Annotated in this window: 17 protein-coding genes; 14 read left to right on the forward strand and 3 right to left on the reverse strand. The window is 58.2% G+C overall.

Annotated features, from left to right (window positions below):
• The first annotated feature begins 87 nt into the window (after nt 1-87).
• The 7 genes from AEAC466_RS40030 (at nt 88) to AEAC466_RS40060 (ending at nt 8,207) form a co-directional block, all read left to right on the forward strand.
• Complete coding sequence (locus tag AEAC466_RS40030) at nt 88-807, forward strand: hypothetical protein (protein ID WP_023459582.1); 720 nt, start codon at nt 88-90, stop codon at nt 805-807.
• Nucleotides 804-2,468, forward strand: coding sequence for a hypothetical protein (locus AEAC466_RS40035; protein ID WP_023459583.1), 1,665 nt, complete (start codon nt 804-806; stop codon nt 2,466-2,468). Before AEAC466_RS40030 ends, AEAC466_RS40035 begins: the two co-directional genes overlap by 4 nt.
• Entirely contained in the window at nt 2,455-3,408 is a 954-nt protein-coding gene (locus AEAC466_RS40040) for an AAA family ATPase (protein WP_023459584.1), read from the forward strand. The genes AEAC466_RS40035 and AEAC466_RS40040 overlap by 14 nt, the downstream gene beginning before the upstream one ends.
• Nucleotides 3,409-3,411: 3 nt before the next feature.
• Nucleotides 3,412-4,728: a DUF58 domain-containing protein gene (locus tag AEAC466_RS40045; protein WP_023459585.1), complete on the forward strand. Its 1,317-nt coding sequence runs from the start codon at nt 3,412-3,414 to the stop codon at nt 4,726-4,728.
• 13 nt (nt 4,729-4,741) lie between these two features.
• Nucleotides 4,742-5,809, forward strand: coding sequence for a stage II sporulation protein M (locus tag AEAC466_RS40050; protein WP_023459586.1), 1,068 nt, complete (start codon nt 4,742-4,744; stop codon nt 5,807-5,809).
• Nucleotides 5,809-6,753: an RDD family protein gene (locus tag AEAC466_RS40055; RefSeq protein WP_023459587.1), complete on the forward strand. Its 945-nt coding sequence runs from the start codon at nt 5,809-5,811 to the stop codon at nt 6,751-6,753. Before AEAC466_RS40050 ends, AEAC466_RS40055 begins: the two co-directional genes overlap by 1 nt.
• Before the next feature lie 131 nt (nt 6,754-6,884).
• The gene (locus AEAC466_RS40060) at nt 6,885-8,207 is read left to right on the forward strand and encodes a UDP-glucose dehydrogenase family protein (RefSeq protein ID WP_031239344.1); all 1,323 of its coding nucleotides are present in this window, start codon (nt 6,885-6,887) and stop codon (nt 8,205-8,207) included.
• Nucleotides 8,208-8,346: 139 nt separating this feature from the next.
• Here AEAC466_RS40060 and AEAC466_RS40065 read toward each other — a convergent pair whose 3' ends face one another.
• Together AEAC466_RS40065 and AEAC466_RS40070 are read right to left on the reverse strand one after the other, a co-directional pair.
• Nucleotides 8,347-10,494 carry a TonB-dependent receptor gene (locus tag AEAC466_RS40065; protein WP_162148970.1) on the reverse strand — a complete coding sequence of 716 codons (2,148 nt, stop codon included), beginning with the start codon at nt 10,492-10,494 and terminating at the stop codon, nt 8,347-8,349.
• A 62-nt stretch (nt 10,495-10,556) separates the two neighbouring features.
• Nucleotides 10,557-10,907, reverse strand: coding sequence for a hypothetical protein (locus tag AEAC466_RS40070; RefSeq protein ID WP_023459590.1), 351 nt, complete (start codon nt 10,905-10,907; stop codon nt 10,557-10,559).
• 385 nt (nt 10,908-11,292) lie between these two features.
• On the opposite strand from AEAC466_RS40070, the gene AEAC466_RS40075 reads away from it, so the two are divergent.
• From AEAC466_RS40075 to AEAC466_RS40100, 6 genes are all read left to right on the forward strand, one after another.
• Nucleotides 11,293-13,320 (forward strand): TonB-dependent receptor, encoded by a 2,028-nt coding sequence (locus AEAC466_RS40075; RefSeq protein WP_023459591.1) that lies wholly within the window; start codon nt 11,293-11,295, stop codon nt 13,318-13,320.
• 563 nt (nt 13,321-13,883) lie between these two features.
• Entirely contained in the window at nt 13,884-16,556 is a 2,673-nt protein-coding gene (locus tag AEAC466_RS40080) for a TonB-dependent receptor (protein WP_162148971.1), read from the forward strand.
• Between the two features lie 112 nt (nt 16,557-16,668).
• Nucleotides 16,669-17,190 (forward strand): RNA polymerase sigma factor, encoded by a 522-nt coding sequence (locus AEAC466_RS40085; protein ID WP_023459593.1) that lies wholly within the window; start codon nt 16,669-16,671, stop codon nt 17,188-17,190.
• Nucleotides 17,174-18,223, forward strand: coding sequence for a FecR family protein (locus tag AEAC466_RS40090; RefSeq protein ID WP_023459594.1), 1,050 nt, complete (start codon nt 17,174-17,176; stop codon nt 18,221-18,223). Before AEAC466_RS40085 ends, AEAC466_RS40090 begins: the two co-directional genes overlap by 17 nt.
• Before the next feature lie 344 nt (nt 18,224-18,567).
• Entirely contained in the window at nt 18,568-21,258 is a 2,691-nt protein-coding gene (locus tag AEAC466_RS40095; RefSeq protein ID WP_023459595.1) for a TonB-dependent receptor, read from the forward strand.
• 97 nt (nt 21,259-21,355) lie between these two features.
• On the forward strand, nt 21,356-22,987 hold the full coding sequence (locus AEAC466_RS40100; RefSeq protein WP_023459596.1) for an FAD-dependent oxidoreductase: 1,632 nt from the start codon (nt 21,356-21,358) through the stop codon (nt 22,985-22,987).
• Here AEAC466_RS40100 and AEAC466_RS0122770 read toward each other — a convergent pair.
• Entirely contained in the window at nt 22,979-23,596 is a 618-nt protein-coding gene (locus tag AEAC466_RS0122770) for an FMN-binding negative transcriptional regulator (protein WP_023459597.1), read from the reverse strand. The two genes, AEAC466_RS40100 and AEAC466_RS0122770, sit on opposite strands and share 9 nt — an antisense overlap.
• A 328-nt stretch (nt 23,597-23,924) precedes the next feature.
• On the opposite strand from AEAC466_RS0122770, the gene AEAC466_RS40105 reads away from it, so the two are divergent.
• Nucleotides 23,925-25,325: a P1 family peptidase gene (locus tag AEAC466_RS40105; protein ID WP_023459598.1), complete on the forward strand. Its 1,401-nt coding sequence runs from the start codon at nt 23,925-23,927 to the stop codon at nt 25,323-25,325.
• Nucleotides 25,326-25,336 lie beyond the last annotated feature (11 nt).

Below are 25,336 nucleotides of genomic sequence, written 5' to 3' on the forward strand. Positions count from 1 at the left end.
CCTAAGGTCCGACAAGCACCGCTTAAGATCGAGCGGTGTGTGGATGTGGGGGCATCCACCGGCCGGCAATTTTGGGGGTGTACGCATTTGACGCAGACAGGGGCCGCCGCAAGCACCTTGCCACTGGCTGCGCACTCTGCGGGCAAGGTTGACCCGAATGCGCCCTTGACCTCTGAGGAGGCGCAAAAGCTGATTGCCGAGGTCAATTCCCGGCATGATTTGCAAACGGCCTTCACTGCGGCGCCCAAACCGGATCTGGAAGCGCTGAAATTCTGGAAAAAAGTCGCCGATGCGGTGGGTGAATTTTTCCAAAACCTGGCGCACCTGTTCAAACCCCTCGGACCGTTCATGCCGTGGATATTGGGCGCCTTGGCCATTGCCCTGCTGGCGCTGCTTTTGTCGCCGGTGGTGCGGCTGCTGATCACGTCACGGTTCCAGCGCTTGTTTGCCCGCGATCACTTGCGTGGCGAAACGCCGTGGCGCCCCACGAAAGACGCCGTCGTGGCGCTCCTGGCTGATATCGATGCCCTGGCCGAAAAAGGTGCGTATGACGAGGCCGTTCACCTTCTCCTCGTCCGCTCGGTCGCCGATATCAATAATTTCCGTCGCGATCTGGTGCGCAAACATTATTCCGCCCGCGACATTCTCACCCATTCCCTCCTGCCGGAAGCCGCCCGTCCGGCCTTCGCTGAAATCGTGCGATGGGTGGAACAAAGCTATTTCGCGGGCATCCCGGTCGGCAAGGCTGGTTTCGACGCCTGCCGCGCGGCCTATGTCGCCTTCCTGGCCGCGGAGGGGATCGCATGACGGCGGTGAAGAAGACACTGGGCGAGCGTCTGGGCAAGGCATCGGGCTGGCTGCCCGCGATTGCGGCCTTCCTGTGCCTCGGCCTGTTCGCTATGGCGGCGATTGCCCTGTTGGACGTCAACGCGGAGCCGAAAGGTGGACAGTCGGCCAATATCACCGCCGTGTCCGCCCAAGGGTTTTCCGGCCTGCGACGGCTGCTGGAGGCGAGGGGACACACCGTCACGGTCAATCGGATGGAGGACGGACCGCTACTGGACAAGGCCGACATCGAAATCATCACGTTGGATGACGACGGTGGCACCTTGACCTATGCCTATAATTTCGAGGATGAGGACACCGCTTCGGCCAGCGCGTCGGCGTCAGCTTCAGCTTCAACCTCCGTCGGTCCTGCGCTGTCCAGTGCCGATGGTGCCACCTCGGATTCGGCCGCCAGCGCCGACACATCCTCGGCCGACCCGCAATATGGCGCGGTTCAAATCCCCGATCCCCGGCGATCTCGCCACGTCCTGCAATCGCCGCTCGGGCGGGCGGTGCTGATCGTCGCGCCCAAGTGGCAGGCCGGACCCGACCGGCTCAATCCACGCTGGGCCATGGGTCAAAGCCTGATCGGGACGAGCACGATATCCGACGCTTTGAAGATACTGGCGCCCATGACGGACACACCGGCGCCGGACGACAAAACGGCCGCCAGGGTCCCGAGCGAGGACGCGTTCACACGGACAGTGCGTAGTGGGGATCGCCTGGTGACCTTCGACAAGGCGGACTATGCCGTCAAACGTGACATGCAGGCGGTTGTCACCACGGGCAAGGCCGGCAAGCGCACCACCATGCACGAAGGCGTGTCCCGCGCCGTCACCCTGACACCGGCCTCCGGACAGTCCCTATTCAAAGCTCCGCTAACCGCCAGCCGTATTACGGCCCTTCAGTCGATCGAAGGGCCCAACCTGCAACCCATCCTGACCGGACCGGAAGGCCAGCCCGTGCTGTCGCGGGTGATCGTTACGCGTGGCCGCCCCCAGCCCAAGGTGCCGGTCTATCTGCTCAGCGATCCCGACCTGCTCAATAATCTCATCCTGGCCGACCCGCAGAAGGTGGTCGCCGCCCTCAATCTGGTTGACGCGGTGACACCGGCTGTAACGCCTGCGGGGGCGAAAAGCCACATCGTGTTCAACCTGACCTTTAACGGGATCAGCTTCGATCATGACCTGCTTCACGCCCTGGCGCGCCCCCCCTTCATTGGGGTACCGCTGTGCCTGCTGATCGCGGGGCTTGGCCTCATGTGGGCCGCCTTCGCCCGCTTCGGACCAGCGCGCGAGGCGCCCCTGAACGCGCCGTTGGGTCGCGGTGTGCAAACCCTGGCGGACAATGCGGCCCGTCTGATGGCCATCACACTAAAAGAAACCCGCCTCGGTCCGGCCTATGCCGATCTGATTCGCGATAGCGTCATTCGTGAGCGCGGCTACGTCGCCGGTCGCCATACCGGTCCCCTGGCCGAAGCCCCCGACGATCTGGCTGAACGCATTGGCCAGGCGCATAAGACGACCGATTCATTCACCGACCTCAAGGCCCGCTCGGCCAAGGTCCTCACCGTGCACCAACTCATCGGCATCACGCTCAAACTGCACGCCTGGAAGACGGAGATACAACGTGCTCATTCCTGATATTCAAGCCCTGGCCGCGCGCCTGCGCGCCGAAATCGGCAAGGTCATTATAGGCCAGCACGATACGGTCGATCTGCTTCTCACGGCCTTGTTTTCCGGCGGCCATGTCCTCCTGGAAGGCCCGCCGGGGACGGCCAAGACCCTTCTGGCCCGCGTGTTCTGCCAGTCGTTGAGCCTTAAATTGGGGCGCATCCAGTTCACGCCCGACATGCTGCCCGGCGATGTGCTCGGCTCCAACCTGTTCAATTTCCAGACCTCAAGCTTCACCCTAACCAAGGGTCCTATTTTCTGCGACCTCCTTCTGGCCGACGAAATCAACCGTACGCCGCCGAAAACTCAGGCGGCTCTCCTGGAAGCCATGCAAGAGCGGTCGGTCACGCTCGACGGTGTCAAACATGATCTGGGGCCGCATTTCACGGTTATCGCCACCCAGAACCCGATTGAGCAGCAAGGCACTTATCCGCTGCCCGAAGCGCAGCTCGATCGCTTTCTCTTCAAGCATATCCTGGGGTATCCGTCGATCGAGGACGAAAAGCGCATCGTTGACAGTGCCGGCAATGCGGCGACGACGGATCCCGTTCTGGCCGGTGTCTCGCCGGTGCTGAGCGCCGCGTCACTAAAGGAAGCCATAGAGGTGGTGTCGACGGTCAAGCTCAATGACGCCAATCTCAACTACATCGTGGCCCTGATCCGCGCCACGCGTGAGACGCCGCAATTGTCGGTTGGGGCATCGCCGCGGGCGGGCGCATTGCTGGCCCGCGCCGTCCGCGCCCGTGCCGTACTTGATGGTCGCGACTACGTCCTGCCCGACGACATCAAGGCGCTATATCCCGCCACCATGCGTCACCGTGTCCTTCTGTCGCCATCGGCCGAGATCGAGGGGGAAAACGTCGACCGCGTCCTTCAGGGTCTGCTCGAGCGTATCGAAATCCCACGGTAACTCATGCCCATTTACCCCACCCCCCGCCTGCTGGTGCTGCTGGGCCTGAGCGTTATCGTCGCGCTCGGGGTAGGCATATTCGCGCCCGGTATCTGGGTTTGGGTCCCTCTGGTGGCCGTCCTGCTGTTCGTGCTGGCCGTGCTCGATGGCGTCTTCGCGCCGGTGGGGCAGGGGATTGTCATTGACCTGAAGGCGCCGCCTATTCTGGGAGTTGGGCGCACCAGTGACGTGCCGTTCAGCGTGCAGTTTACCAAATGGCGTCAGCCGGCCGTGATCGAACTGCGGCTGGGTCTTCATCCTCGCCTGGCGGCTTCCGTCTACGAACGCAGGCTGGCCCGCGACGGGGAAGCCTTCCATGGCCGCCTGAGTCTCAAGGCGAACGCCCGGGGGGTAGGTGGCATCGATGCCGCTTGGCTGCGCTGGCAGGGTGCTCTGGGTCTTGTCTATGTCCAGGCGAAGCTGCCTCTTAATATCTCAATCGTGGTGACGCCTGATATACAGGGCGTGCAGCAAGACGCCGCCGATCTGTTTTCGCTCGATAGCATTTATGGCGTGCGGGTGCAGAACCAGCTGTACAATGGCTCGGAATACCATGCCTTGCGCGAATACGATGCGTCTCAGGACCATCGCCGCATAGACTGGCGCTCGTCCGCGCGCCACATGAAGCTGTTTTCGCGCGAGTACCAGGCCGAACGCAATCACCACATCGTCCTGGCCTATGACACCGGCCGCCTGATGGGCGAGCCACTGGGCGGGCTGAAACGGCTCGACCGCGCCATCTATGCCGGTCTCTTGCTGGGCTACACGGCACTCAAGGTCGGGGACAATGTGCGCACCTTTGCTTTCGCGGCGAAGCCCTATCATTCGGCCCCGCCAATCACTGGGACGAACGGCTTCCATACCCTGTCTTACCAATTGTCCGCCCTGGACGATTCACCCGAGGAATCGAACCATACCTTGGCGTTGGCCGACCTCAACGCCAAGGTCGCGCGACGGTCGCTTATTATTCTGTTCTCCGATTTCATCGATGAAATCAGCGCCGACCTGATGGTCGAAAGCCTCAATCGCCTGTCGAAAAAGCATCTGGTGCTATTCGTCGCATTCAAGGACGAGGTGGTCGAAACCCTGATGGCGAAGACGCCCGTGGCGCCCGAGGACGTGACGCGCGCCGTTTTCGCCCGCCGACTGGCGGCCCAGCGCGAAAAGGTTTTCGCCCAACTGCGCCGTCAGGGCGTCGAGGTGTTGGAAACCCCGACAGAGCACATGGCGACCGAAATCGTCAGCAAATATCTGGCGCTCAAACGCGCCGACCGGTTGTAGGAGAGGATGCCCCATGGTTGATCGTCCCGGCCCGTCCGATGCCCCCAGGCCCGCCCTGCGCCTGAAAAGCCAGAAGTTTCGCGAAGCCCGCCAAGGGGAATGGCGCGCCCTGTCCGGTCAACTCGACAAGGCTGAGCGCCAGGGATTGGGCAGCTTTTCCGTTGATGAACTGCTGAACCTGCCGGTGCTTTACCGTTCTACCATGTCGTCCCTGTCGATGGCACAGTCGATTTCGCTCGACCGTAACATGATCACCTATCTGCAGGCCCTGTGCGTGCGGGCCTATGTCTACATCTATGGCCCGCAGACCCGGCTGAAGGACGTATTGAGCGGCTTTTTCATCCATGCCTGGCCCAATGCGGTGCGCAAGCTGGCGCGTGAAATGCTGTTGACCTTCCTGGTTCTCATAGTGGGTGGCGTTGCCGGCTGGCTGTTGTGCGCCTTTGATTCGAACTGGTACAATGTTCTGATGCCGCCGGATCAGGCGCAAGGGCGCGATCTGGGCGCATCGGTGGAGTCCCTGCGCAAAAGCATGGGGGGGGCGGAAGGCCACGCCCTGTCGCCGTTTGCCGTCTTCCTGATGACGCACAATGTCCGCGTTGCCATCATGACCTTCGCCATGGGGGCTATATTCGGACTGCCGACCTTCGCCATCACTCTCTATACCGGCATCACGGCCGGCGCCATGATCTGGCTGTTTGCCTCCAAGGGACTGGGCTACGAATTCGTGGCCTGGCTGACCATCCACGGTACAACGGAGTTTTTCGCCCTCATCATCGCCGCGGCATGCGGCTTTCATATCGCCCGGCGCCTCATGTTCCCCGGCGACGCCACCCGGCGGACCGCTTTGGCTGAGGCAGGCCTGCTCAGCGGTACGGCCATGATCGGTGTCGCCATCATGCTGACGGTGGCGGGCTGTCTCGAAGGCATTGGCCGCCAGACCATTACCGACAGCCTGTGGCGTATCCTCATCGGCCTCGTCATGCTGACCGTATGGTCTTGCTACTTCCTGGGCGTCGGGCGCAAGGCGCCGGCCGATGCTTTTACCGGCCTTGCGCCCGCGACGGGGGAGGGGGGCTGATGGCACGCGCCGCGAAAGCTGCCAAGGCGGCCCCAAAGCGCGATCTGGTCGCCAATGCCTCCTATGGCGAAATCGGTCGCACCACGTCCGATATTCTGACACCTGAGGGCGTGGTCCTGCCGTTCATCAATGCGACCTTCGGCGAACGGATTGGCGCGCTGCTGATCGACATGCTGATCATTGTCTTCGTTCCGATCATCGTTTTTATCATCTGGATCGCGCTGCCCATCCACGTCGATTTTGACAAGACACACAAGGCGCTTAGTTCCTTTGTCGAGATCCTGCTGCTGTTCTTCATGTTTTTCATCCGTTCGGGCTATTTCATCTTCTTCGAGATGGGGCCGAAGGCGGCGACGCCCGGAAAGCGTCTCATGAAACTACGGGTCATCTCCCACGACGGCGGACGTCTCACACCGGCGGCGATTTTCACGCGTAATGCCTTGCGGGAAGTCGAACTGTATCTCCCCGTGACCTTGATCGGGGTGTTTCTGGCGGGAGAAAAGAGCGGGTCTGCCGCCTTGGCTGCGCTTTGGGCATTGGCTCTTTTGCTACTGCCGCTATTCAACAAACAGCACGCCCGTTTGGGCGACTTCCTGGCGGGCACACGCGTCGTCCATATGCCAAAGGCCGCATTAAGCTATGACCTGGCTGACCTGGATGGCGACCGAGGCCTAGGGATAAGCTTCACGACCGAACAACTGGCCTATGGCGAGATGGAACTGAGTGTGCTCGAACAAGTCCTGCGCGAGCGCAAGCCGGCGGTGATGAAGGCGGTCGCCGACAAGATCAAGACGCGTATCGGCTGGGTGGAGCCTCAAAACCCTGAAGACGTCCCCAATGATGAAAACTTCCTGCGTGCCTATTATGGTGCTTTGCGGGCCCACCTGGAAAGCCGGATGTTGCTCGGCCGACGCCGAAAGGACAAGCATGACGGCGCCGTATAGGGCGACGGCAGGGCTAACACTTGTAACCTAAAGTGTTCAATTAACCCATTTTTTGGGAGAAAGCGCTTGCCTTGGGGTAAAAATCCGGGTTTTGGTGCGATGCAATAGTTTACGGCAAAGAGGGCCTTACGATGAAAATTACAATGATCGGTTCCGGCTATGTCGGCCTGGTTTCGGGTGTATGTTTCGCCGAATTCGGCCATGACGTAATCTGCATGGACCTCAATGCTGAGAAGATCGAAGGTCTGAAAAAAGGCATTATACCGATTTTCGAGCCGGGTCTGGAGGAAATGACCCTCGATAACGTCAAGGCCGGCCGCTTAAGCTTTACGACTGACATCAAGGCCGCCGTGGCCAGTTCCGATGTCGTCTTCATCGGCGTGGGTACGCCGACGAATAAGGAAACCGGTCATGCTGACCTGAAGTATGTCTACGCCGCTGCCCGCGACATCGCGCAGGCGGTCGATGGCTTCACCGTTGTCGTCACAAAGTCGACCGTGCCCGTTGGCACCGGCGACGAGGTCGAGCGCATTATTCGCGAAACCAACCCCGACGCTGATGTCGCGGTCGTCTCCAATCCGGAATTCCTGCGTGAAGGTGCGGCGATCAAGGATTTCATGATTCCCAACCGCATCGTGGTCGGTATCGAAGATGAACGCGCCCGTCCGGTGATGACCGAGGTCTACCGTCCGCTGTTCATCAACCAGTCGCCGCTGATGTTCACCACGCGCCGCACCTCGGAACTGATCAAATATGCCGCCAATGCCTTCCTGGCGATGAAGATCACCTATATTAACGAAATGGCTGACCTCTGCGAAGCCGTCGGCGCCAATGTGCAGGAAGTGGCACGCGGCATAGGCCTAGACAACCGTATCGGCACCAAGTTCCTGCACGCGGGCCCTGGCTATGGTGGTTCGTGCTTCCCCAAGGATACCCTGGCGCTCGTGAAAACAGCTCAGGATTTCGGTGCACCCATCACCCTTATCGAAACCACGGTGGCTGTTAACGACGCCCGCAAATCCAAGATGACCGATAAGATCATTAAGGCTTTGGGCGGAGATGCCAAGGGCAAGACCGTCTCCATACTGGGCCTGACGTTCAAGCCGGAAACCGACGATATGCGTGATTCACCGTCGATTACCATCGTTTCGGAACTGACCCAGGCAGGCGCTACGATCCGCGCCTTTGATCCGGAAGGTATGGAGCAGGCTAAATCGGTCCTGCCGCCGATCACCTATTGCGAAGGCACATACGACGCTGTAGCGGGTGCCGATGCTGTTGTCATCGTCACCGAATGGAATGAATTCCGCGGCATTGATCTCAAGCGGGTAAGGACTCTGGTCAGGACGCCGGTCCTGGTCGACCTGCGCAACGTGTACCGCAAGGAAGAAGTGGCGCGGCACGGCTTTACCTACACCTCGATCGGCCGTCCCTCGGAAGATATCACGGCCTGATCCGTCGACAGTCTACGATTGCAGCTATCGCATCCGACCAAAAAGATATGGGCGGCGTTGCAAATGATGGAAGCGGAAGGCAAAATGGCGGCGACAGGGCGTTGTCTCCAGCCACGCCCTGTCGCCGCCTACCTACACGTCAAAATGACCGGGCGATACTGAGATTGATCGATCGTCCCATGCCCCGCACCGGCGCGAAGGCCGCTGTTCCGTTCGAAGCCAGGTAGTTGTCGACGCTCACGCCGCCAAGCGGAAGGGCGTATGACGTGTCAAACAGGTTATTGACCGACAACGAAATCCGCGTCGTCTTGAACTGATATGCGCTGCGGATATTGATGAGGGCATAAGCCTTGGTTTCGGGCTCACGGCGTTGCGGATCGACGCGCGTCTTGTCGCTGATGGCTTCCAGCTCCAGCCCGTTCGTCCAGTTGCCCGCCGTCTGCTCCAGCTCAATCTGGGCGTTGAATGGCATCATGTGGTAGAGCGGCGTGTTATCGCGCGTGTTTTCGCCGTGGACATAGCTCGACGAGACGTGCAGGCGGCCATTGCCGAAGCGCGCGGAGGTCCAAAGGGGGCCTTCTGCATGGAGGTCAACACCATAAAGGCGTGCGGTTTCGTTGACGAATTGCAACTGGTTAAGCACGGCGTCGCCACTGGACAGGCTTTGCAGGAGACGCACGTCGATGAAGTCATCGACCTGCGTCAGGTAGGGGGCCAGCTTGACGGTCCAGCCATCCTTCCCCTGATGCCACAGGACCGACGCACTGAGTGTATGCGCGACCTCGGGTTTGAGGTTCTGGTTGCCGGTATAGGCATTGCCGTCGCCGGCCCAGTTGATCATCAGCGACGACATCCAATCGGTGCCCCAGGCATAGCGTTCGTAAAGGTTGGGGGCCCGCGACTTGCGGGCCAGGCCCAGTTCGAACGTGGTCGTCTCTGTGGGCGAATAGCGGCCGATTAGAGTGGCGTCCCAGTTGGTGTCGGTGCGCTTATGTTCGACCGCATTGAAGGTCATGGCCGCATGATCGTACATCATGTTGTAGCCGACCACATCGTGCGTATCGGTCACCACCTGGTCTGTACGGATACCGGCCAGATAGCCCCACTTGCCGGCGTCGGTCTTTTCCAGCTCGGCATAGAGGCTGGTACGGTCGCGGCGGCCCCCATTGATGTTCAGGAAGGTTTCGGGCGCCATCATCATCGTCCCGGCGACCGGCGGCCACCAATCGTCAAGCCCGAAATGGCGGTATTCGGCGCCGAAGCGGGCCGTGCCGACATCGGTCGGGATTTCGGCACGCAGGCTGGCGCCGGTATCGATACCGCGCGTGTTCATGGGCATGTCCGGCATCATCATTGTGCCGGGCAGGGTCAATTTGTCCTTGCCGATGTTCATCAAATGGTGAACGGCCTGGCCATAAACCTGGGCGTCTAGCTTGCCCCAGTCGTAGGTGCCTTCGTAGGTCAGATTGCCGAAGGTGGACGTGTTTTTGATCATATCCATCTGTTGGTTCGTGAAACCCTGTCCCGGAATCGAACGAGCGCCAATGCTGAGGCTGAACAGATGGTTGCCGTGGCGCCAGGCGCCGAGCGCGCTAATATCTCGCGTCTTGTAAAAGGTCGAGGTGACCGTGTCCCCGTTGCCGTCCTTATAGTCGGATGCATCCTCTGCCGCGACGTTTAAGCGTAGGCTTAAGGTATCGGACGCTACGGTCGCGGTGGCACTACCATAAGCAGCTTCAGCGTTGCTGCGGTAGCCGGCGGTGATTTGCCCGGTGGTCAGCACCTCACCTGATTTGGCGAAAAGGGGCGCGGCGGTGCGGATCGAGATGGTGCCCCCCAGGCTGTCGCCACCATTGCTGACCGGTGTGATGCCTGCCTGCACGCCAATGGTATCGACAAAGGTGGCGGGTACATAGCCAAGAACCGGATTCATATGATTGGCGCAGGCCGAGGTCAGGTCCATGCCGTCAACCGTGATCCGGACGCGTTCGTCGTCAAGGCCATGAATGACGGGGCGGCTGGACGCGCCGCCGGCTGTTTGAACCGCAACGCCGGCAACACCTGACAACAGCTTGCCGGTATCGCCGGTCTTGTCCTTGCCAGTTGTCAGGGCAACGTCAGATGGGCGCTGTCCGGTCACGACAACCTCGGTGGGGTCGGCATCATCGGCGGCCGCCACTAACGGGGCGCTAAACAAGGTTATGATGGATAAAATGGAAATGGAGTTTATCAGGCGCCAGCGGGTAGCGTAAGTGATACCCTGGCGGGATTTTGAATAGGTTTTCATGGAAGATCCGAAAAGAAAGCACAGAAAAACGCACGACATCCGGTCGTGCGCGATGAACGGGCTTAAATTTCGGACGGCGGGCCGCAGGAAAATGGACGCGGCGGTGCACGGGCGCCGACGGGCTGTCGGGCACGGTCGATCGCGAGCGTAACGACCGTTAACAGGTAGCTGACGGGTATGGCCACCTGCTCCGGCGAGGCTACGGCGGTTATCGAGGCGAGTACGCAGTCTGCACATTTAAGGCCTTGATAGCGCTTTGACGTCTCGTGGGAGGTGATCAGCTTTTCGGCGGCAACATCGACCGTGGGCGTCGCACCTGGGGAATCCATACACAGGAAGACACGATAGTCTCCCTGTCTTGTTCCTGCCGTTGCCTGCACGGGAAACAGGGCTTGGGACAGCAGCGCAAACATGACGGCAAAGCATGCCCAGAACCTGAGTTCTGCGCGCAATCTTTCATCCGTTTGCTTCGCTACCGCCACTCGCCATCCATAATTTACGATTATTCCGTTTCGACCACGGGCCGGCAAAGAAAGTCAAGATTGTGTCGGTGCGGCATCATGACGCCGGGGCGTAGTTTTGGCCCGTAGTGGTCGCCGGCGCCTGCACCAAAGACCCGCGGGCGATAGGGGCCTTACCAAGGTCAAAGATGACTGGGGCCTCTCGAACGAGATATTGCGGGCAAAATATTGCACACAAATATTTCAGGATTGCAATTCCGTGGCGATTTTGCGGTTGACCTATCGTATGTTATTACATAACAGATGTGGCAACGCAGCATTTTCTGAGGATTCCGCCATGTCTTTCCCTTCTCGCAATCGCCCGCTTACCAAAGCCGCACTTCTGGCGGGGTTATCGTCTTTGGCGGCGGCATTTGGCGCGCAGGCTCAGGATGTCCCTCCAGCCACAGAAAGCGGCGCAACGGTCGTTGTTGTTACAGGTACCGGTTACCGGATTCCCAAAGACGCTCTGATGTCCCATGTCGATATCTTGACGCGCGATGAAATTGACCAGAGGCCCCCCACAGGACTAGGCGACATGCTGGCCTATTTGCCCGGCATCCGCTCGTCCAGCTTCTCGCCCGGCGCCAGCCGTCCGATTATACGGGGTCTGGAAGGTTTCCGTGTCCTGGTCCTCAACAACGGCATGGGTATGGTCGATGTCTCGGCCTTGTCGCAAGATCATGCGGTGCCGAGCGATCCGACAGAAGCGCGCCGTATTGAAGTTTTGCGTGGCCCGTCCGCTCTGGCTTACGGCGGCAACGCAATTGGCGGTGTGATTAATGTCATAGACGACCGCATTCCGTCTCAGGCGCCGGCCAAGGGGTACGAGGGCACGCTGGCCTTGCAAGGCACGACAGTGGACCAAGGCTTGCAAGGCGCTTTCAATATCAAGGTAGGGAAGGGGCCGTGGATATTCACCTTTGACGCCTTCGACCACAAGACCAAGGACTATGCCACGCCGGTCCCGCCGCAACTCTTGTCCTTTAGTGAAGCGGAAGGTGAAGCACCCGATATGCGTCACAAGCAGACCAATTCCGCTCAGGACATGCGCAATATCGGCGCCGGGGTCTCTTATGTCGGTGATCAAGGGTTTGTTGGCCTGAGCTACAAGAATACCGACTACACCTACGGCACGGCGATCGAGCAGGATGTGCACATCGATCTGCATCAGGAACGCTGGGACGCGCGTGGCGCGCTTAACCTGAACTGGGGCGGTTTCAATCGTCTGGACGCTTCGGCTGGCTATTCCGACTATAATCACGCCGAGGTCGAGGGCGGAGAACTTGGGACGCAATTCCTCTCCAAGGGTAGCGAATTTCGCGCCGCCCTAGTTAGAGACGGGCTTGGCAAGATCAGCGGGACGGTGGGCGTCAACGCTTTAAAACGCGACTTCGAAGCCATTGGCGAAGAAGCCTTTGTGCCCTCGACCACGACCAAACAGACGGGCGTTTTCACCCAGTATCGCTATGACAGCGGCGCGTGGGGTGTCGAGGGCGGCGCACGCCTTGACCAGACATCGATTGTTTCCAGCGCCTCCAATTTCGACCGCGATTTCAATACGGTGTCGGCCTCTCTGGGCAGCTTCTATCGGCCCTCGCAACACACCTTCGTCGGTTTGAGCCTGACACGCTCAGAACGGGCGCCGGCGGATGTCGAAGTCCTGGCCAACGGTCCTCATGCCGCCACTGGCCAATACATCGTCGGCAATCCGAACTTCAAAACCGAAGTGGGTTACAGTCTTGAACTCACCGGTCATTTGGCATCGTTCGAAAACCAGCGGTTCAGTGTTGACGCCCATATCTATACAAGCCACTTCGACAACTTCATCGATCTTCGCGACACCGGCGGAAACGACGACGAAGGCATGCCAATCTTCGAGTATGTGCAGACCAATGCCGACATCTACGGCTTGGAAATCGAGGCCAATGCCCGTCTTGGCGAGGCGTTTGGCCAAGCCTTCAGCTTGAATGCGGCCTATGATTACACGCACGGCAACACCGATATCGGTCCGGTTGTTCGCATTCCGCCCCAAGCCCTGACGCTTCGACTGGAAAGCAAGGGCGGCGGGTGGGAGTCCTATGCAGAAGTGCGGACCGTCGATGCGCGTAAATCGCGTCTTGCCACTTTTGAGACTCCGACAAACGGTTACACGACCGTCAATATCTTCACCTCATATAAGCTGCCGCAGTCGCCGAACGTCTCCCTGTTCGCGGAGGTACGCAACCTTGGGGATGTTGAGATGCGCGAGGCGACGTCTTCGACCAAGGATGCGGTGGTCGAGCCTGGCCGAAATCTGCGTCTTGGCTTGATCTACAATTTCTAGACGCCGGCCGTAAACCAGCCTGCCAAAAGCCGTTCACCTCCTTGGGTGGGCGGCTTTTTTCTATTGGCAGGGCAAATACGGTAAGCGCTCCAGGGAAGTCGATAATGTATAAAATGAGGCGGAGTCACCGATACTACTTCTGATCTTTTGGCTGGCTTCGTTGCTACCTCAAGGACGCAATCTGAACATCGATGCGCGAAACAAAAATAATTTTATAAACGGGGTTCGTGTTTTGCCACGAAAGCACTCTTACTATGAAATGGCCAAATAGTGCCGTGCGTAAACAGGAAGAGAGCATGGGGGCCAGACAAAGGAAAGGCCGCGTCTTGCGGCGCGTCTTCAGCGCATGCGTGTTCGCGTTTGTTTCGGCTCTGGGCGCCGGTGCCTGTTACGCTGACGAGATGCTGTTCGACTTCAGGATTTCTTCTCAACCTATTGCGCGCGCTTTACAATTCTATGCCCGGCAGTCGGGAACACAGATATCCTTAAATCCGGATATTCCCTCCAGCGCACGGAACCATTCTCTTCGTGGCAGTTACAGTGCTTCTGAGGCGCTCGAGATATTGCTAAAGGGCACCGACCTAGAGGCGGTAAACCTGCCGCGAGGCGTAGTCCTCATCCGTCCGCGCTCGGCACAGGTGCCACCAAAGCCACCGGATGTGGTCCCGATCCGTCCCAAAGTCTCCCAGGAGGAGCCGCTGGAAGTGACCGTAACGGGCATACGTCATTCAATGACTGAGGCGGTGATGGCAAAGCGCCGAGCCGGTCTGATTATCGATACGGTATCAGCGGAAGATATAGGAAAGCTTCCGGACCAGAATGTTGCCGAAAGTCTGAGCCGTATGCCGGGTGTCCAGATCACGCGTGTCGAAGGACAAGGGCAGTCGGTGACGGTTCGCGGTATCGGCCTTAACCGCCTTGAACTGAACGGAACGTCTTTCATTGGCAGCGGTGGTAATGGCGATCCCCGGCTGGCTGATATATCGCCAGAGTTCCTGTCGCGTATTGATGTTATAAAAACTCCGTCGGCAGATTTGCCGGAAGGCTGGCTCGGCGGCATCATAAATCTTCAGACAAAACGCCCATTTGAATTCAAGGTCCCGCTCATCTCGATTCAGAGCGAAGTCAACTATGCCGATCTGGCGCGAAAGGCGGGCGCAAAGTCGTCGGCGCTTTATACCCGCACATTCTTTGGGCGGCGACTAGGTATTCTTCTGTCCGGTTCGGTGTCCGAGTTGGCGGGGCGAAGCGATACCTACAGTTCGGGTGGTTGGACGGGTACCAATATCATTACGGATGGTGGGACGGAGGTGGTATATAGGCCTTTGCGCGTGCAGGAGTGGTTGACAGACTATGTAAGCCGTCGGGCTGCTTTGACGGGCACGGTGCAATGGCGCCCAACCGCGGACAGCGAGTTCAGTCTCGACCTATATGAATCGGTTCGACGGGATCGACGCATGCGCAATGCGAACCAGATCATATTGGGAGATGTCATAGACTCAGCCGTCGTATCAAAGTCCCACACCCTGTTGGCTGGCCGCTTCGACAATGTCATCGTCCGACCGCTGATTTACGACGGGTCAAGTCAGGCCAAGACAAGTGCGACAACAGTCGCAGGGCGTTTTGGCAATGCGCGTAGTCAATGGCGCTTTAAGGCCTCAGCCAGCAACGGCTATAGCCAGGGCGATGGGGGCGATATGAATAATTATCCCGGCAATGATGAGGTTGTCGTGCTGCGCCAAAAGGAAGGGAGCAGCGCTGCCCTTACATTGAACACATTCAGTGTGTCCAGGCCACCGGACTCTCGTCTCGATACAAATTTTGACAGATTCGACCTTCGGTCGTACGACGCCTATACCTATTTCGACAGACTTTATGTCAACAAGAACGTTGGACGCGATGGAGAAATCTCCAATGTCCGCACGATGAATGCCAAAGGGGACAAGCTCAGTTGGGGCGTTCGCCTTGAAAATGTGCGTATTTTTCAGGGCAATGCGGTTACCGTCGTGCCTGCAGACCTGTTTTCGATGACGGGAGGCACTCTCAATGCGCTGGACGTACCGGGCCTCAGCTTCACCGGCCCGGTTGACACCTTCATGGCGGGGCAATCGGGTGGGTTCGAACGGCGCGTGATGACCGGATATTTCTCGCCGGCTATCTTCCGGGCAGCCTATGGATTGCCTGCGCCCAGCCTGGACAATCCGTCGGCACAGCAGACAATTAACCGAGTCATGCAGGAAACCGCGGCCATATATATAAAATACGCCTTCACAGGTCGGTGGCTTGGGATGCCGGTTTCGGGCGATATTGGTGCGCGATCAGTCGGAGTCAGCCGGCTGTCAGAAGGGTTTGTCTATGACGGTGTAACGGCGAATCCGCTGTCAGTATCAAAGACCTACCGCGATCTTTTACCAAGCCTGAACCTGTGTGTGAAACTGACCCGCCTGACCCAGATGCGGATTGCGGCGGCCGATGTCATTGCCCGCCCGCCTTTAAGCCAGACCGGTGTTGGCATTGTTCTGTTTCCCGTCAGCAATACCGGTACGGCGGGCAATCCCGACCTCAATCCTTACAAGGCTAAACAGTTTGATGTTGCGTTCGAACACTATGGCGCCGCTGGCGATCTGGTGTCACTCGGGGTTTTCGCCAAGCAGGTCTCAGCGTTTACCCGTCTCGTCCAGACGACGGAAGATCATCCGGAAGCGCCAAACAACACCACGGGCTCGACCCAATATTCCATGATCCGTCCGGAAAATGGGACGAACGGGAAAATATATGGCGCGGAAGTAAATCTGCAAAAGTCCCTTCATATCCTCCCCGCCGGTTTCGGCAAGGTCGGATATGCACTCACCTACACTTATGCCTGGTCGGAAACGCCAAATTCGGACGAACTTACAGGTGTCAGATTGCCCATGCCGTTCATGTCGAGGGACAGTGGAAACCTGACCGTGTTTTGGGAAAACACTCTGTTATCCATACGCGCCACCTACAATTACCGAGGTCGCTATCTGGAGGCCCAACAGGCGGCTGCTGCCGGTGGTAGCATTTTCATGCGGTCGCGGGGACAAATGGATATATTCGGTTCTTTGGCGCTAAACGATCGCGCCCGCCTGACCTTTGAGGCCATCAATGTGATGCGGTCCCTGTCCTCCAGCTATGTCGGGCTGCCGGAGAGGCTCAACAATGCCTGGCAGGATGATCGGCGTATATTTGTCGGTCTTACCGTAACTTACTGAAAGGCAGGGTAAGACGTATGCGGGTCATCAATTTTTTCGTTGAGATATGCGCGCGTCGGTACGTGTTTGTCGCGCCCGATTGTCTTACTGTATATTAGGTGAGGCAAAAAACGTGACGGCCAGGACGAACTCCGACTTATCCGGACTGAATGAGCGGTATCGCCGTCCACTCATTGCCTTCTTTGTGCGTCATCGTGTCGGCCGCTCGGATGCGGAGGACATGACGCAGGAAGTCTTTTTGCGGTTGATGTCTTCGGCTATTGGTGAACTGCGCAGCCCGGATGCCTACATCTTTCAGGTTGCCGCCAATCTGTTGCGCAACAAGATGTCGACGCTGCGCCATCGAGCCACCCAGGCGGAGGCGATGTATCTCGCCCTGGACGATCGTGCTGATTTTGTCGATCCGCAAAGATTGCTGTCCGGGAGGGAGGAACTGGCCAGAATCGTGTTGGCGTTGAAGGAATTGCCGGAACGGACCCGGGAGATTTTCATACTGGATCGGTTGGATAGCGTGCCGCAGTTGGATATTGCCAAGGCATACGGGATTTCGGTACGTGCCGTGCAAAAGCACATTGTCAAGGCGCTTAGCCACCTGACTCTGACGGCCGGACGGGAGCATGACCGTCATGTATAATCTGGATGCAGAGAACACCGTTAAGGAAACAGCAGCCGAGTGGGCGCTGCGGCTCAATGCCGGCCATGTGGTGGGTGCCGAACATTTGAAACTGCAGGCCTGGCTTGACGCCAACGCAGCAAATGCGGAGACCCTTCGGCGGGCGCTGTCCGTTTTGCAGACCCTTGATCAAGACAGCAGCGACGAACTGGATGTCCTGAGAGGTCAGGCCTGGTCCAGCTTCGCCCGCCGGAACCGGACGGCCGCTTTGCGGCAAACCTTGCAGCGTTTTGGTGCTGTGGTGGCCTGCGCCGTTCTGGGTATGGGGCTGTATCTGGCCACACCGTCCATCCGCTCAAATCTGTTTTCGACCACCTATCGGACGATCGGCAATGAATGGCGAACCGTTGAACTGAGCGATGGTTCGCGGGTGGCCCTCGATGCCAATTCTGCCATCAAGGTGCATTTCGAGGATGGGCGGCGGCAGATATGGCTGACCTCGGGGCGGGCGAATTTCAATGTCGCCAAGGACGCGCTGCGGCCGTTTACTGTGGCGGCTGGCGACCGGACCGTTATTGCGACAGGCACGGAATTTTCCGTTGATCGCCAACGCGGTGATGGTCGTGTCATCCTCTATGAGGGCCGCGTCTCTGTCATGGCGAATGATGAAGGTATGAGCCAATGGCTGGGCGGCTGGCCTCGTCCGAAGAAAACGGTGGCTCTGCTGGCGCCGGGGCAGGCCTTTAGCGGTGAATCCGCTGCAAACGGTCGCACGGACACTTTGAGCGCGAATGATCTGCAAGATAGTATGGCATGGCGTGACGGCCAGCTTGTCTTTGACGGCACGCCGCTTCGGACCGCCATAGATGAGGCCAAGCGTTACGCGGACATTTCCATCGAGCTGCAAAATCCTGACGGCCGCGATATCCGGGTATCTGGTATATATCGTGCCGGGGACGCCGCCGCTTTTATCACCGGTGTAACAGCGGCCTATCCTGTGAGCGCCGTTAAAACTTCAAACGGATACGTTCTGAAGGTCAGGCCAGAAAAATAGGCCAGGAAAAAATTTTCATCTTCTGGTTCGTGTTTTTCACGCATACGACTCTTACTAAAGGACAGACCTGAAATCAGGTAGGTCAATAATAATGATCTCTACATCACGTACAGGGCGGGATTGAAAAGCATATTGGTTTAAATAGAAGCGCGCTGAATTCAGCACGGTATATATATTCCATTTTAATTCTGATCGTCTTCAAAATATTTCTTTCCACCTATCGACTAATAGTCGAAAGGCCTGGCTCGAATGCTATCTGCATTCTGAGCTTGAGAAAGATTTTGTCGATATACGTGTGAAGGGGTTGGCACTTCGCCGCAGCAGCGGCGCTAAGGGGAACGCTCATGCAACACGCATATAAAATGAAATTCGGCCTGGTTTCGCTGCTGGCTCTGACCGCGGGTAGTGGTTTTGCCATTCCGGCCGGGGCCCAGACTGAGGCCGCTGCGGCGCCTTCAGAGGAAACCGTCGTCGTTGTTACCGGGATCCGACGCTCTATCGCCGACTCGATCAATCTGAAACGCAAGTCATCTGTCATCATGGATTCGATTACAGCGGACGACATCGGCAAATTGCCCGATCAGAATATCGCGGAAACACTGGCTCGCATTCCGGGTGTGCAAATTACGCGCGTCGAAGGGCAGGGTGGCTCGTTTACGGTGCGCGGCATCCAGTTGAACACGTTGCTGGTCAACGGGCAAAGCTTCGTGGGCAGCGAGCGCAATGGCAACCCCAACCTGGGAGATGTCTCGCCGGAACTCCTGGCTGGCGTCGACGTGATCAAGGCGCCGTCGGCGGACCTTGTGGAAGGGTGGTTGGGCGGCATGGTGAACCTGCGCACCCGCAGACCGCTTGACCTCAAAAAACCCCTGTTTGGCTTGCGGGCGGAAGGCTCTTACGCCGATCAGGCAGACAAGATGGGCTATAAGGCATCCGCCTTTTTCGGCAACAAGTTTGACGGCGGCAAGTTGGGGGCGCTGTTGGCGGCAACTTATTCGACATCCTACGGCCGCAGCGATCTCTATCAGTCCGGTGGCTGGACCCAAGTGACTGGCGTGGACGTCACAGGTGACGGCGTGGCTGATACGTTTTACCGACCGCTGCGCTTGCAGACCTGGTCTAACGCTTACGAAGATGACCGGTGGGCGCTGAACGGTACGCTGCAGTGGCGCCCGGTCGAAAACCTGACCGTGACCGTTGATGGCCTTAAGTCGCGTCGTGATGTCGACCGGACACGTACGGCGCAACAGGTCATCCTCACCAACAGTATAACCAAAGGCGTCATACTTTCCGACGGCACGCTCGCTTCCGGCAATTTTGCCAATCAAACGCTTCGGCCTCTGCTTTATGCCGGCAATTCATATTCGGAAAATTCGTTCACCAGCGTGACCGCGCACTATTTTGTGGGCCGCTGGACGCTGGATTTCAGGGCGTCTAACAGCGACGGCAAAGGCACCGGGCTTCAGGGAGACGGTGGCAACAACAATGCAGGCAACGACAATGTCCTTGTCGCGCGCCAGATATCCGGTGACGTGGTCAATGTCGGTTACAGCTATGCCGACGGCTCGAAGGTTTCTCCCAACTACAATCTGGCGACCAATTTCAACGTGCTGGATCCGGCGCAGTACGAAATCTACGCCACTTTCGACCAAGATTATATCCACCGCAACAGCGGCCGCGACGCCGCTTTTGATGCCGAATACACCCTGGACAGCGGCTTCCTGTCGTCTGTCAAGGTGGGTGCGCGTACCGAGACGGTCGAGGTATTCAACGGCAACGCCGCCGCCAGTTATCCGGCTCTGAGCCTGAACGATCCCACACCGGCAACCAGTCTACGCGCCAACGAAATCCTTGGCCTAAACTACGGTTCGGTCGTCAACAACCTGTTTGACGGTCAGACGGGGGCATTCCCGCGAACGATTCTTTCCGGAACTGTCGACATGACTGCCGCGCGCAATTTCCTTGGTGCAACGGCGCCTTCGTTCGATTCCAATGGCGCAAAAGCGACCATCAACCAGGTCGAACAGAAGACCGATGCCGTTTATGCCAAGTTCAATTACAAGGGCGACGCGTTCGGAATGCCCTATCACGGTGACGTGGGCGTGCGTCAGGTCAAGATGCAGCGTCATATCTTCGGCTACACGCTCGTCGGTTCCAATGCCCTGCCGACAACCGCCGATCGGGATTTCAATTCGACCTTGCCGAATCTCAACCTGATCGTCGAGCCAACCTCAAAGATCAACTTGCGCTTCTCAGCCGCCAAGGTTGTTGCCCGGCCCGATCTCAGCTCGACAGGCGTCGGTATCTCGCTGGCACCGGTCAGCATGACAGGTAGCGCCGGCAATCCGGACCTAAAGCCCTATTCAGCCACCCAATACGATCTGACGGCGGAATGGTATTTTGCGCCGGCCAGCATGGTATCGTTGGGGCTGTTCAAGAAGGATGTCTCTGCGTTCACAATCAACATGCAGACCACGGAAGAACACCCCGAGGCGCCGAACAATACCCTGACCGGCTCGGCCGCCTACACCTATCAAGTGACGCGCCCGACCAACGGCACGAACGGCGAGGTGCAGGGCTTTGAATTCAATTATCAGCACGCTCTGTCTTTCCTGCCCGCCCCCTTTGACGGACTGGGCTACGCCATTACCTATACCCATTCGGACAGCAAGACGCCAAGCATTGACGGTATTACAGGGAAGGCATTGCCATTGCCCTATTCGTCGAAGGATAGCGGCAATATCATTGCCTATTACGAGAAGGGGGCATTCAGCGGTCGTATCGGATATGGATATCGTAGCGCGTACCTCCTCTACCAGGGCGGTGCATCCAGCGGCGGCAGCGGCTGGGCGGCTGGGCGCGGTCAGTGGGATGCTTCGGCCTCATACAAGCTCACTGACGTCTTCAAGCTGAACTTTGAGGCTGTCAATATCGGCAAGGATCTCAACAGCTTCTATGCTGGTGACAAGTCCCGCCTGTTAAGCTCCTATCTCGACGACCGGCGTATTTATCTCGGCGTTTCCGCTGCCTTCTAGTTCTCCCGACGGCGTGGATCTCATTCCTCGGCCCTAACTCCGATGGTGCTCTTTTGCCCGTAGCACCATCGGCCTTTTTCTGTTTTGGAGATGACTTATGCGACAGTTCCTGGTTATCACGGTTTTGGGTCTTGCGATGGCGCAGGGCGCCAGTAGTCAGGCCTATTCCGCTACCTCCTCTGATGTCCTGATCTATGGATGTACGCCCGCAGGCATAACCGCAGCCCTCGAAGTGCGGCGTCATGGTCACAGCGTACAGCTGCTGTGTCCCGGGAGCCATATCGGTGGTCTTAGCGCCAATGGGCTGGGTTTTGCCGACGCAGGCGATCATGATGCAGTTGGCGGACAGGCACTTCAATTTTACCGCGATGTGAAGGCGTACTACACCGCCAAGGGATATACGGGATCGACGCGCGGACAGACGGCCGAGTCGCAATCGCCTGTGGATCGGGAAACAATGTGGATTTTTGAGCCCCATGTCGCGGAAGCGATCTATACGCGGTGGCTCAGCGATGCCGGCGTGAAACCTGTGTTCAGGCAGGCGCTACTGCTCGACACCAAAAAAGGCGTCGAAAAAGACGGCGCGCGTATCCGCAAGATCCACACGGTTGACGGACATACCTACGCGGGCCGCGTATTTATCGACGCGACCTATGAAGGCGACCTGCTGGCCATGGCAGGGGTTTCCTACACGATTGGCCGAGAAGCCAATGCTGTATATGGCGAAACTCTGAATGGCATACAGGCCGCGAATTCAACCAATCACCAGTTTGTCAAAGATATCGACCCCTATGTGGTGCCTGGCAATCCCGCAAGCGGGCTATTGCCGCGCATATCTGCCGAACCGCCTGGGCAGGACGGGGACGGTGACCAACGCATCCAAGCCTATAATTACCGCCTGTGCATGACGAAGGATCCTGGCAATCGTGTGGCTTTCCGCAAGCCGGATAATTACGATCCTCAGCAGTACGAAGTTCTGGGACGTTATCTGGATGCCGGTTTTCGGGGGCCTTTTGGTATCTTCGCGGCGATCCCGCATGGCAAGACCGATACGAACAACTACGGTGCATTCTCCACCGATGATATCGGCATGAACTATAGCTACCCGACGGGAAGCTATGCGGAACGGGAGAAAATTGCAGCCGAGCATCGCTCGTATCAGGAAGGCTTTTTCTGGTTCCTGCAACATGACCCACGCGTGCCGATGGACGTGCGCGAAGCCACGTCCGCCTGGGGACTTTGTGCCGATGAATTTACCGACAATGGCAATTGGCCGCACGAATTATACATTCGCGAAGGACGCAGAATGGTTTCGGATTTCGTGATGACCGAAAACCATTTGCGCGGATCGACGCCGACACCGGAGCCCGTCGGTCTTGGGTCGTATAATCTCGATTCTCACAATAGCCGCCGCTATGTGGATGCTAAGGGTCATGTTCGTAACGAAGGCAACATCGAAGTCTCTCCGGGCAGAGTTTACGAGATTAGCTATCGTGCCATTGTGCCGAAAGAAAACGAGGCATCCAACCTGCTGGTGCCCGTGGCGGTATCGGCCAGCCATATCGCTTACGGGTCCATCCGCATGGAACCCGTTTTTATGATCCTGGGCCAATCAGCCGGTGCTGCCGCTTCGTTGTCTCTTGAAGAGGGTGTGCCGGTACAAGCGATCAGCTATGACAAGCTCCGCGGGCTTCTTTTGGATGAGGGACAGCATCTGACGTCAAAGTAGCGGCTTATCCCGAACGACCGACATCAAATCGGAGATATCCGAACTAGACCTTTCTTTGAGCCCGGCGATGATGCGATGTCGATCGCCATCCGGATGGGTTTGGCTGAGCTTGGTCGTGCCTTCGATGGTGTCGATATGGATGCGGAAGGACCGTATTTTGGGCAGCAGAAAGGCCACTCGCCCTTCGGCGGCCATGTCGATCGTCCACGGATCGTCAAATCCATTTTCGGCGACTTCAATTGTTCGGCGCAAGACTTCGGTTTGGCCAGCGTCGTCCTCAATGACTTCCAGCTTGCCGCGCACATGGGCGGCGACATAGTTCCAGGTCGGCACCTCTGGTTTTTCGACATACCAGCGCGGTGAAATATAGGCGTGCGGGCCAGCAAAGATGACCAGTACCTTGTCGCCGGTCTGCATGGCCCTGGCCTGTGGATTGCGCCCAGCCATATGCCCTATCAAGGTTTTGGTGCTGTCATCCGTCTCGAAAACGATGGCTGTGGTAGTGGCAGACAGGTTTGGCAGGATCAGGGTGGCGAAGGGATAGTCGCGCACTATGGTGGCTGGGTCCGCGGCTATATAGGGTTCGGCGCGGAAAAGGCTGGGGCTCATATTTCTTCCTGACTGTTCGGCGTGCTGAAAAGACACAGACGGCCGGTAATCATACCCATACCTCCCTGCCGGACAACATTCATAAAAAGCGGAGCGGGTGGTGAGCCTGCGTCACCGCTGCCTCCGGTCTTTGCATCCTGACAGTCACAAATCCTTGATCTAGCTTGACTTCATCGGCCATGAGGCCAGACGCATTTTCGGCTCTATCGCCAATAGTGCCTGCGCGCGTGGTTTTAGTGGTGACTCTGGCGCACCACACGCGACATTTTTTGCAATGCGGCATAGTCTGCTGCTGGCCCCAGTCTGATCAGTCCACGAGGATATACACATGACCAAGTCTTTTCTGCTTCTTGTCTCAGCCTCGGCTTTTGCTTTGGCGCTGACCGTCGGCCCCGTCGTGGCCCAGACCCCAGCACCGACCCCACCGGACAGCCAGGCCAATCTGAAACCCTTAATCAACGCTGGCGGTACGGAACTGAAATTTGACTGGCCGATGCTAAAGATAGGCACGGGCGAATATAGCGAAGGACCCACCGGCGTCACGGTTTTCAGCTTCGACAAGAAGGTCATGGCGGCCGTGGATGTGCGAGGTGGCGCACCTGGCACGGTCAATACCGATCTGGCGCGGCTGGGCTATCCGACCTCGGATTTCGACGCGGTCGTTTTTGCCGGCGGTTCGGCCTACGGCCTGGAAAGCACCACGGCGGTGGCCAGCGCGCTCAAGGATGACGGCAGGAATACCGGCAACTGGGATTCCATCGCGGTGGCACTGGGCGCGATCATTTTCGACTATGGCGACCGTCGTCTCAACGAAATCTATCCAGACAAAAAACTGGCTCAAGCGGCCTATCGCGCCGCTCAGCCGGGTGTTTTCCGCAATGGCGCGGCTGGGGCCGGACGCATGACCATGTCGGGTTACTTCTTCGGTTGCAAGGCGCACTCCGGGCAGGGCGGCGCGTTTCGCCAGATTGGCGACCTGAAGGTCGCTGTCTTTACCGTAGCCAACCCTTACGGCGTGGTGGTTAACCGGGACGGCAAGTTGGCCGCCTGTTACAACGATGCCGGCTGGCCAGCCGATATCACGGTCAATGATTTGATGCATAACCTGCCGGAAAGCCGCAAGGCCGGATGGGCCACGCCGAGCGGGCCGATGCATAACACGACGATCAGCCTAGTGGTCGTAAATCAAAAGATGGATGCGGCGGAACTTCAACGTCTGGCGATCCAGGTTCATACCTCCATGGCGCGTGGCATCCAGCCCTTCTCGACGATGAATGACGGCGACGCGCTCTACGCCGTATCCACCGGCGAGATCGAGGCCGACAAGGGGATTGCCGACAGCACCGAAATCGGCGCCATCGCTTCCGATCTGATGTGGGACGCTATCCTCAATTCTGTGCCCCCACAGGACCCGTTGCCGGTTATCACACCGCAGCCGGCTGTTTCTGCAAAAGCCTTGGCGGGTTACGCGGGCGACTACCGGTTCTCAAACTTTGTCACCGTCTCGGTCACCGAAAAGGACGGTAAGCTGTTTGGCCGGGCTACCGGTGTGCGCAAGGCGTTCAATGTGCCGCTCGATCAGGCGGTGGAATTGGTGCCGTCGGGGCCCGGCACCTTCGCTGTGCCCGGCCGTTATCCAACGGTGCTCGATTTCAACCAGTCCGGCACGCTTGTCATCAATCCTGGTCTGTGGAAACAGACGGGGATCAAGCAGAAAGCGAAAAAGTAAGACGTTCGGTG

Origin of the sequence: Asticcacaulis sp. AC466 (assembly GCF_000495815.1) — a bacterium.
In the GTDB taxonomy this organism is placed as follows: Bacteria; Pseudomonadota; Alphaproteobacteria; order Caulobacterales; family Caulobacteraceae; genus Asticcacaulis.

What these genes read in the sequence shown, in the direction of transcription:
- AEAC466_RS40055 (WP_023459587.1), top strand. Translation starts at nt 5,809, where the DNA reads ATGGCACGCGCCGCGAAAGCTGCCAAGGCGGCCCCAAAGCGCGATCTG.
- AEAC466_RS40075 (WP_023459591.1), top strand. Translation starts at nt 11,293, where the DNA reads ATGTCTTTCCCTTCTCGCAATCGCCCGCTTACCAAAGCCGCACTTCTG.
- AEAC466_RS40090 (WP_023459594.1), top strand. Translation starts at nt 17,174, where the DNA reads ATGACCGTCATGTATAATCTGGATGCAGAGAACACCGTTAAGGAAACA.
- AEAC466_RS40100 (WP_023459596.1), top strand. Translation starts at nt 21,356, where the DNA reads ATGCGACAGTTCCTGGTTATCACGGTTTTGGGTCTTGCGATGGCGCAG.
- AEAC466_RS40060 (WP_031239344.1), top strand. Translation starts at nt 6,885, where the DNA reads ATGAAAATTACAATGATCGGTTCCGGCTATGTCGGCCTGGTTTCGGGT.
- AEAC466_RS40105 (WP_023459598.1), top strand. Translation starts at nt 23,925, where the DNA reads ATGACCAAGTCTTTTCTGCTTCTTGTCTCAGCCTCGGCTTTTGCTTTG.
- AEAC466_RS40070 (WP_023459590.1), bottom strand. Translation starts at nt 10,907, where the DNA reads ATGTTTGCGCTGCTGTCCCAAGCCCTGTTTCCCGTGCAGGCAACGGCA.
- AEAC466_RS40035 (WP_023459583.1), top strand. Translation starts at nt 804, where the DNA reads ATGACGGCGGTGAAGAAGACACTGGGCGAGCGTCTGGGCAAGGCATCG.
- AEAC466_RS40050 (WP_023459586.1), top strand. Translation starts at nt 4,742, where the DNA reads ATGGTTGATCGTCCCGGCCCGTCCGATGCCCCCAGGCCCGCCCTGCGC.
- AEAC466_RS40045 (WP_023459585.1), top strand. Translation starts at nt 3,412, where the DNA reads ATGCCCATTTACCCCACCCCCCGCCTGCTGGTGCTGCTGGGCCTGAGC.
- AEAC466_RS40095 (WP_023459595.1), top strand. Translation starts at nt 18,568, where the DNA reads ATGCAACACGCATATAAAATGAAATTCGGCCTGGTTTCGCTGCTGGCT.
- AEAC466_RS40065 (WP_162148970.1), bottom strand. Translation starts at nt 10,494, where the DNA reads ATGAAAACCTATTCAAAATCCCGCCAGGGTATCACTTACGCTACCCGC.
- AEAC466_RS0122770 (WP_023459597.1), bottom strand. Translation starts at nt 23,596, where the DNA reads ATGAGCCCCAGCCTTTTCCGCGCCGAACCCTATATAGCCGCGGACCCA.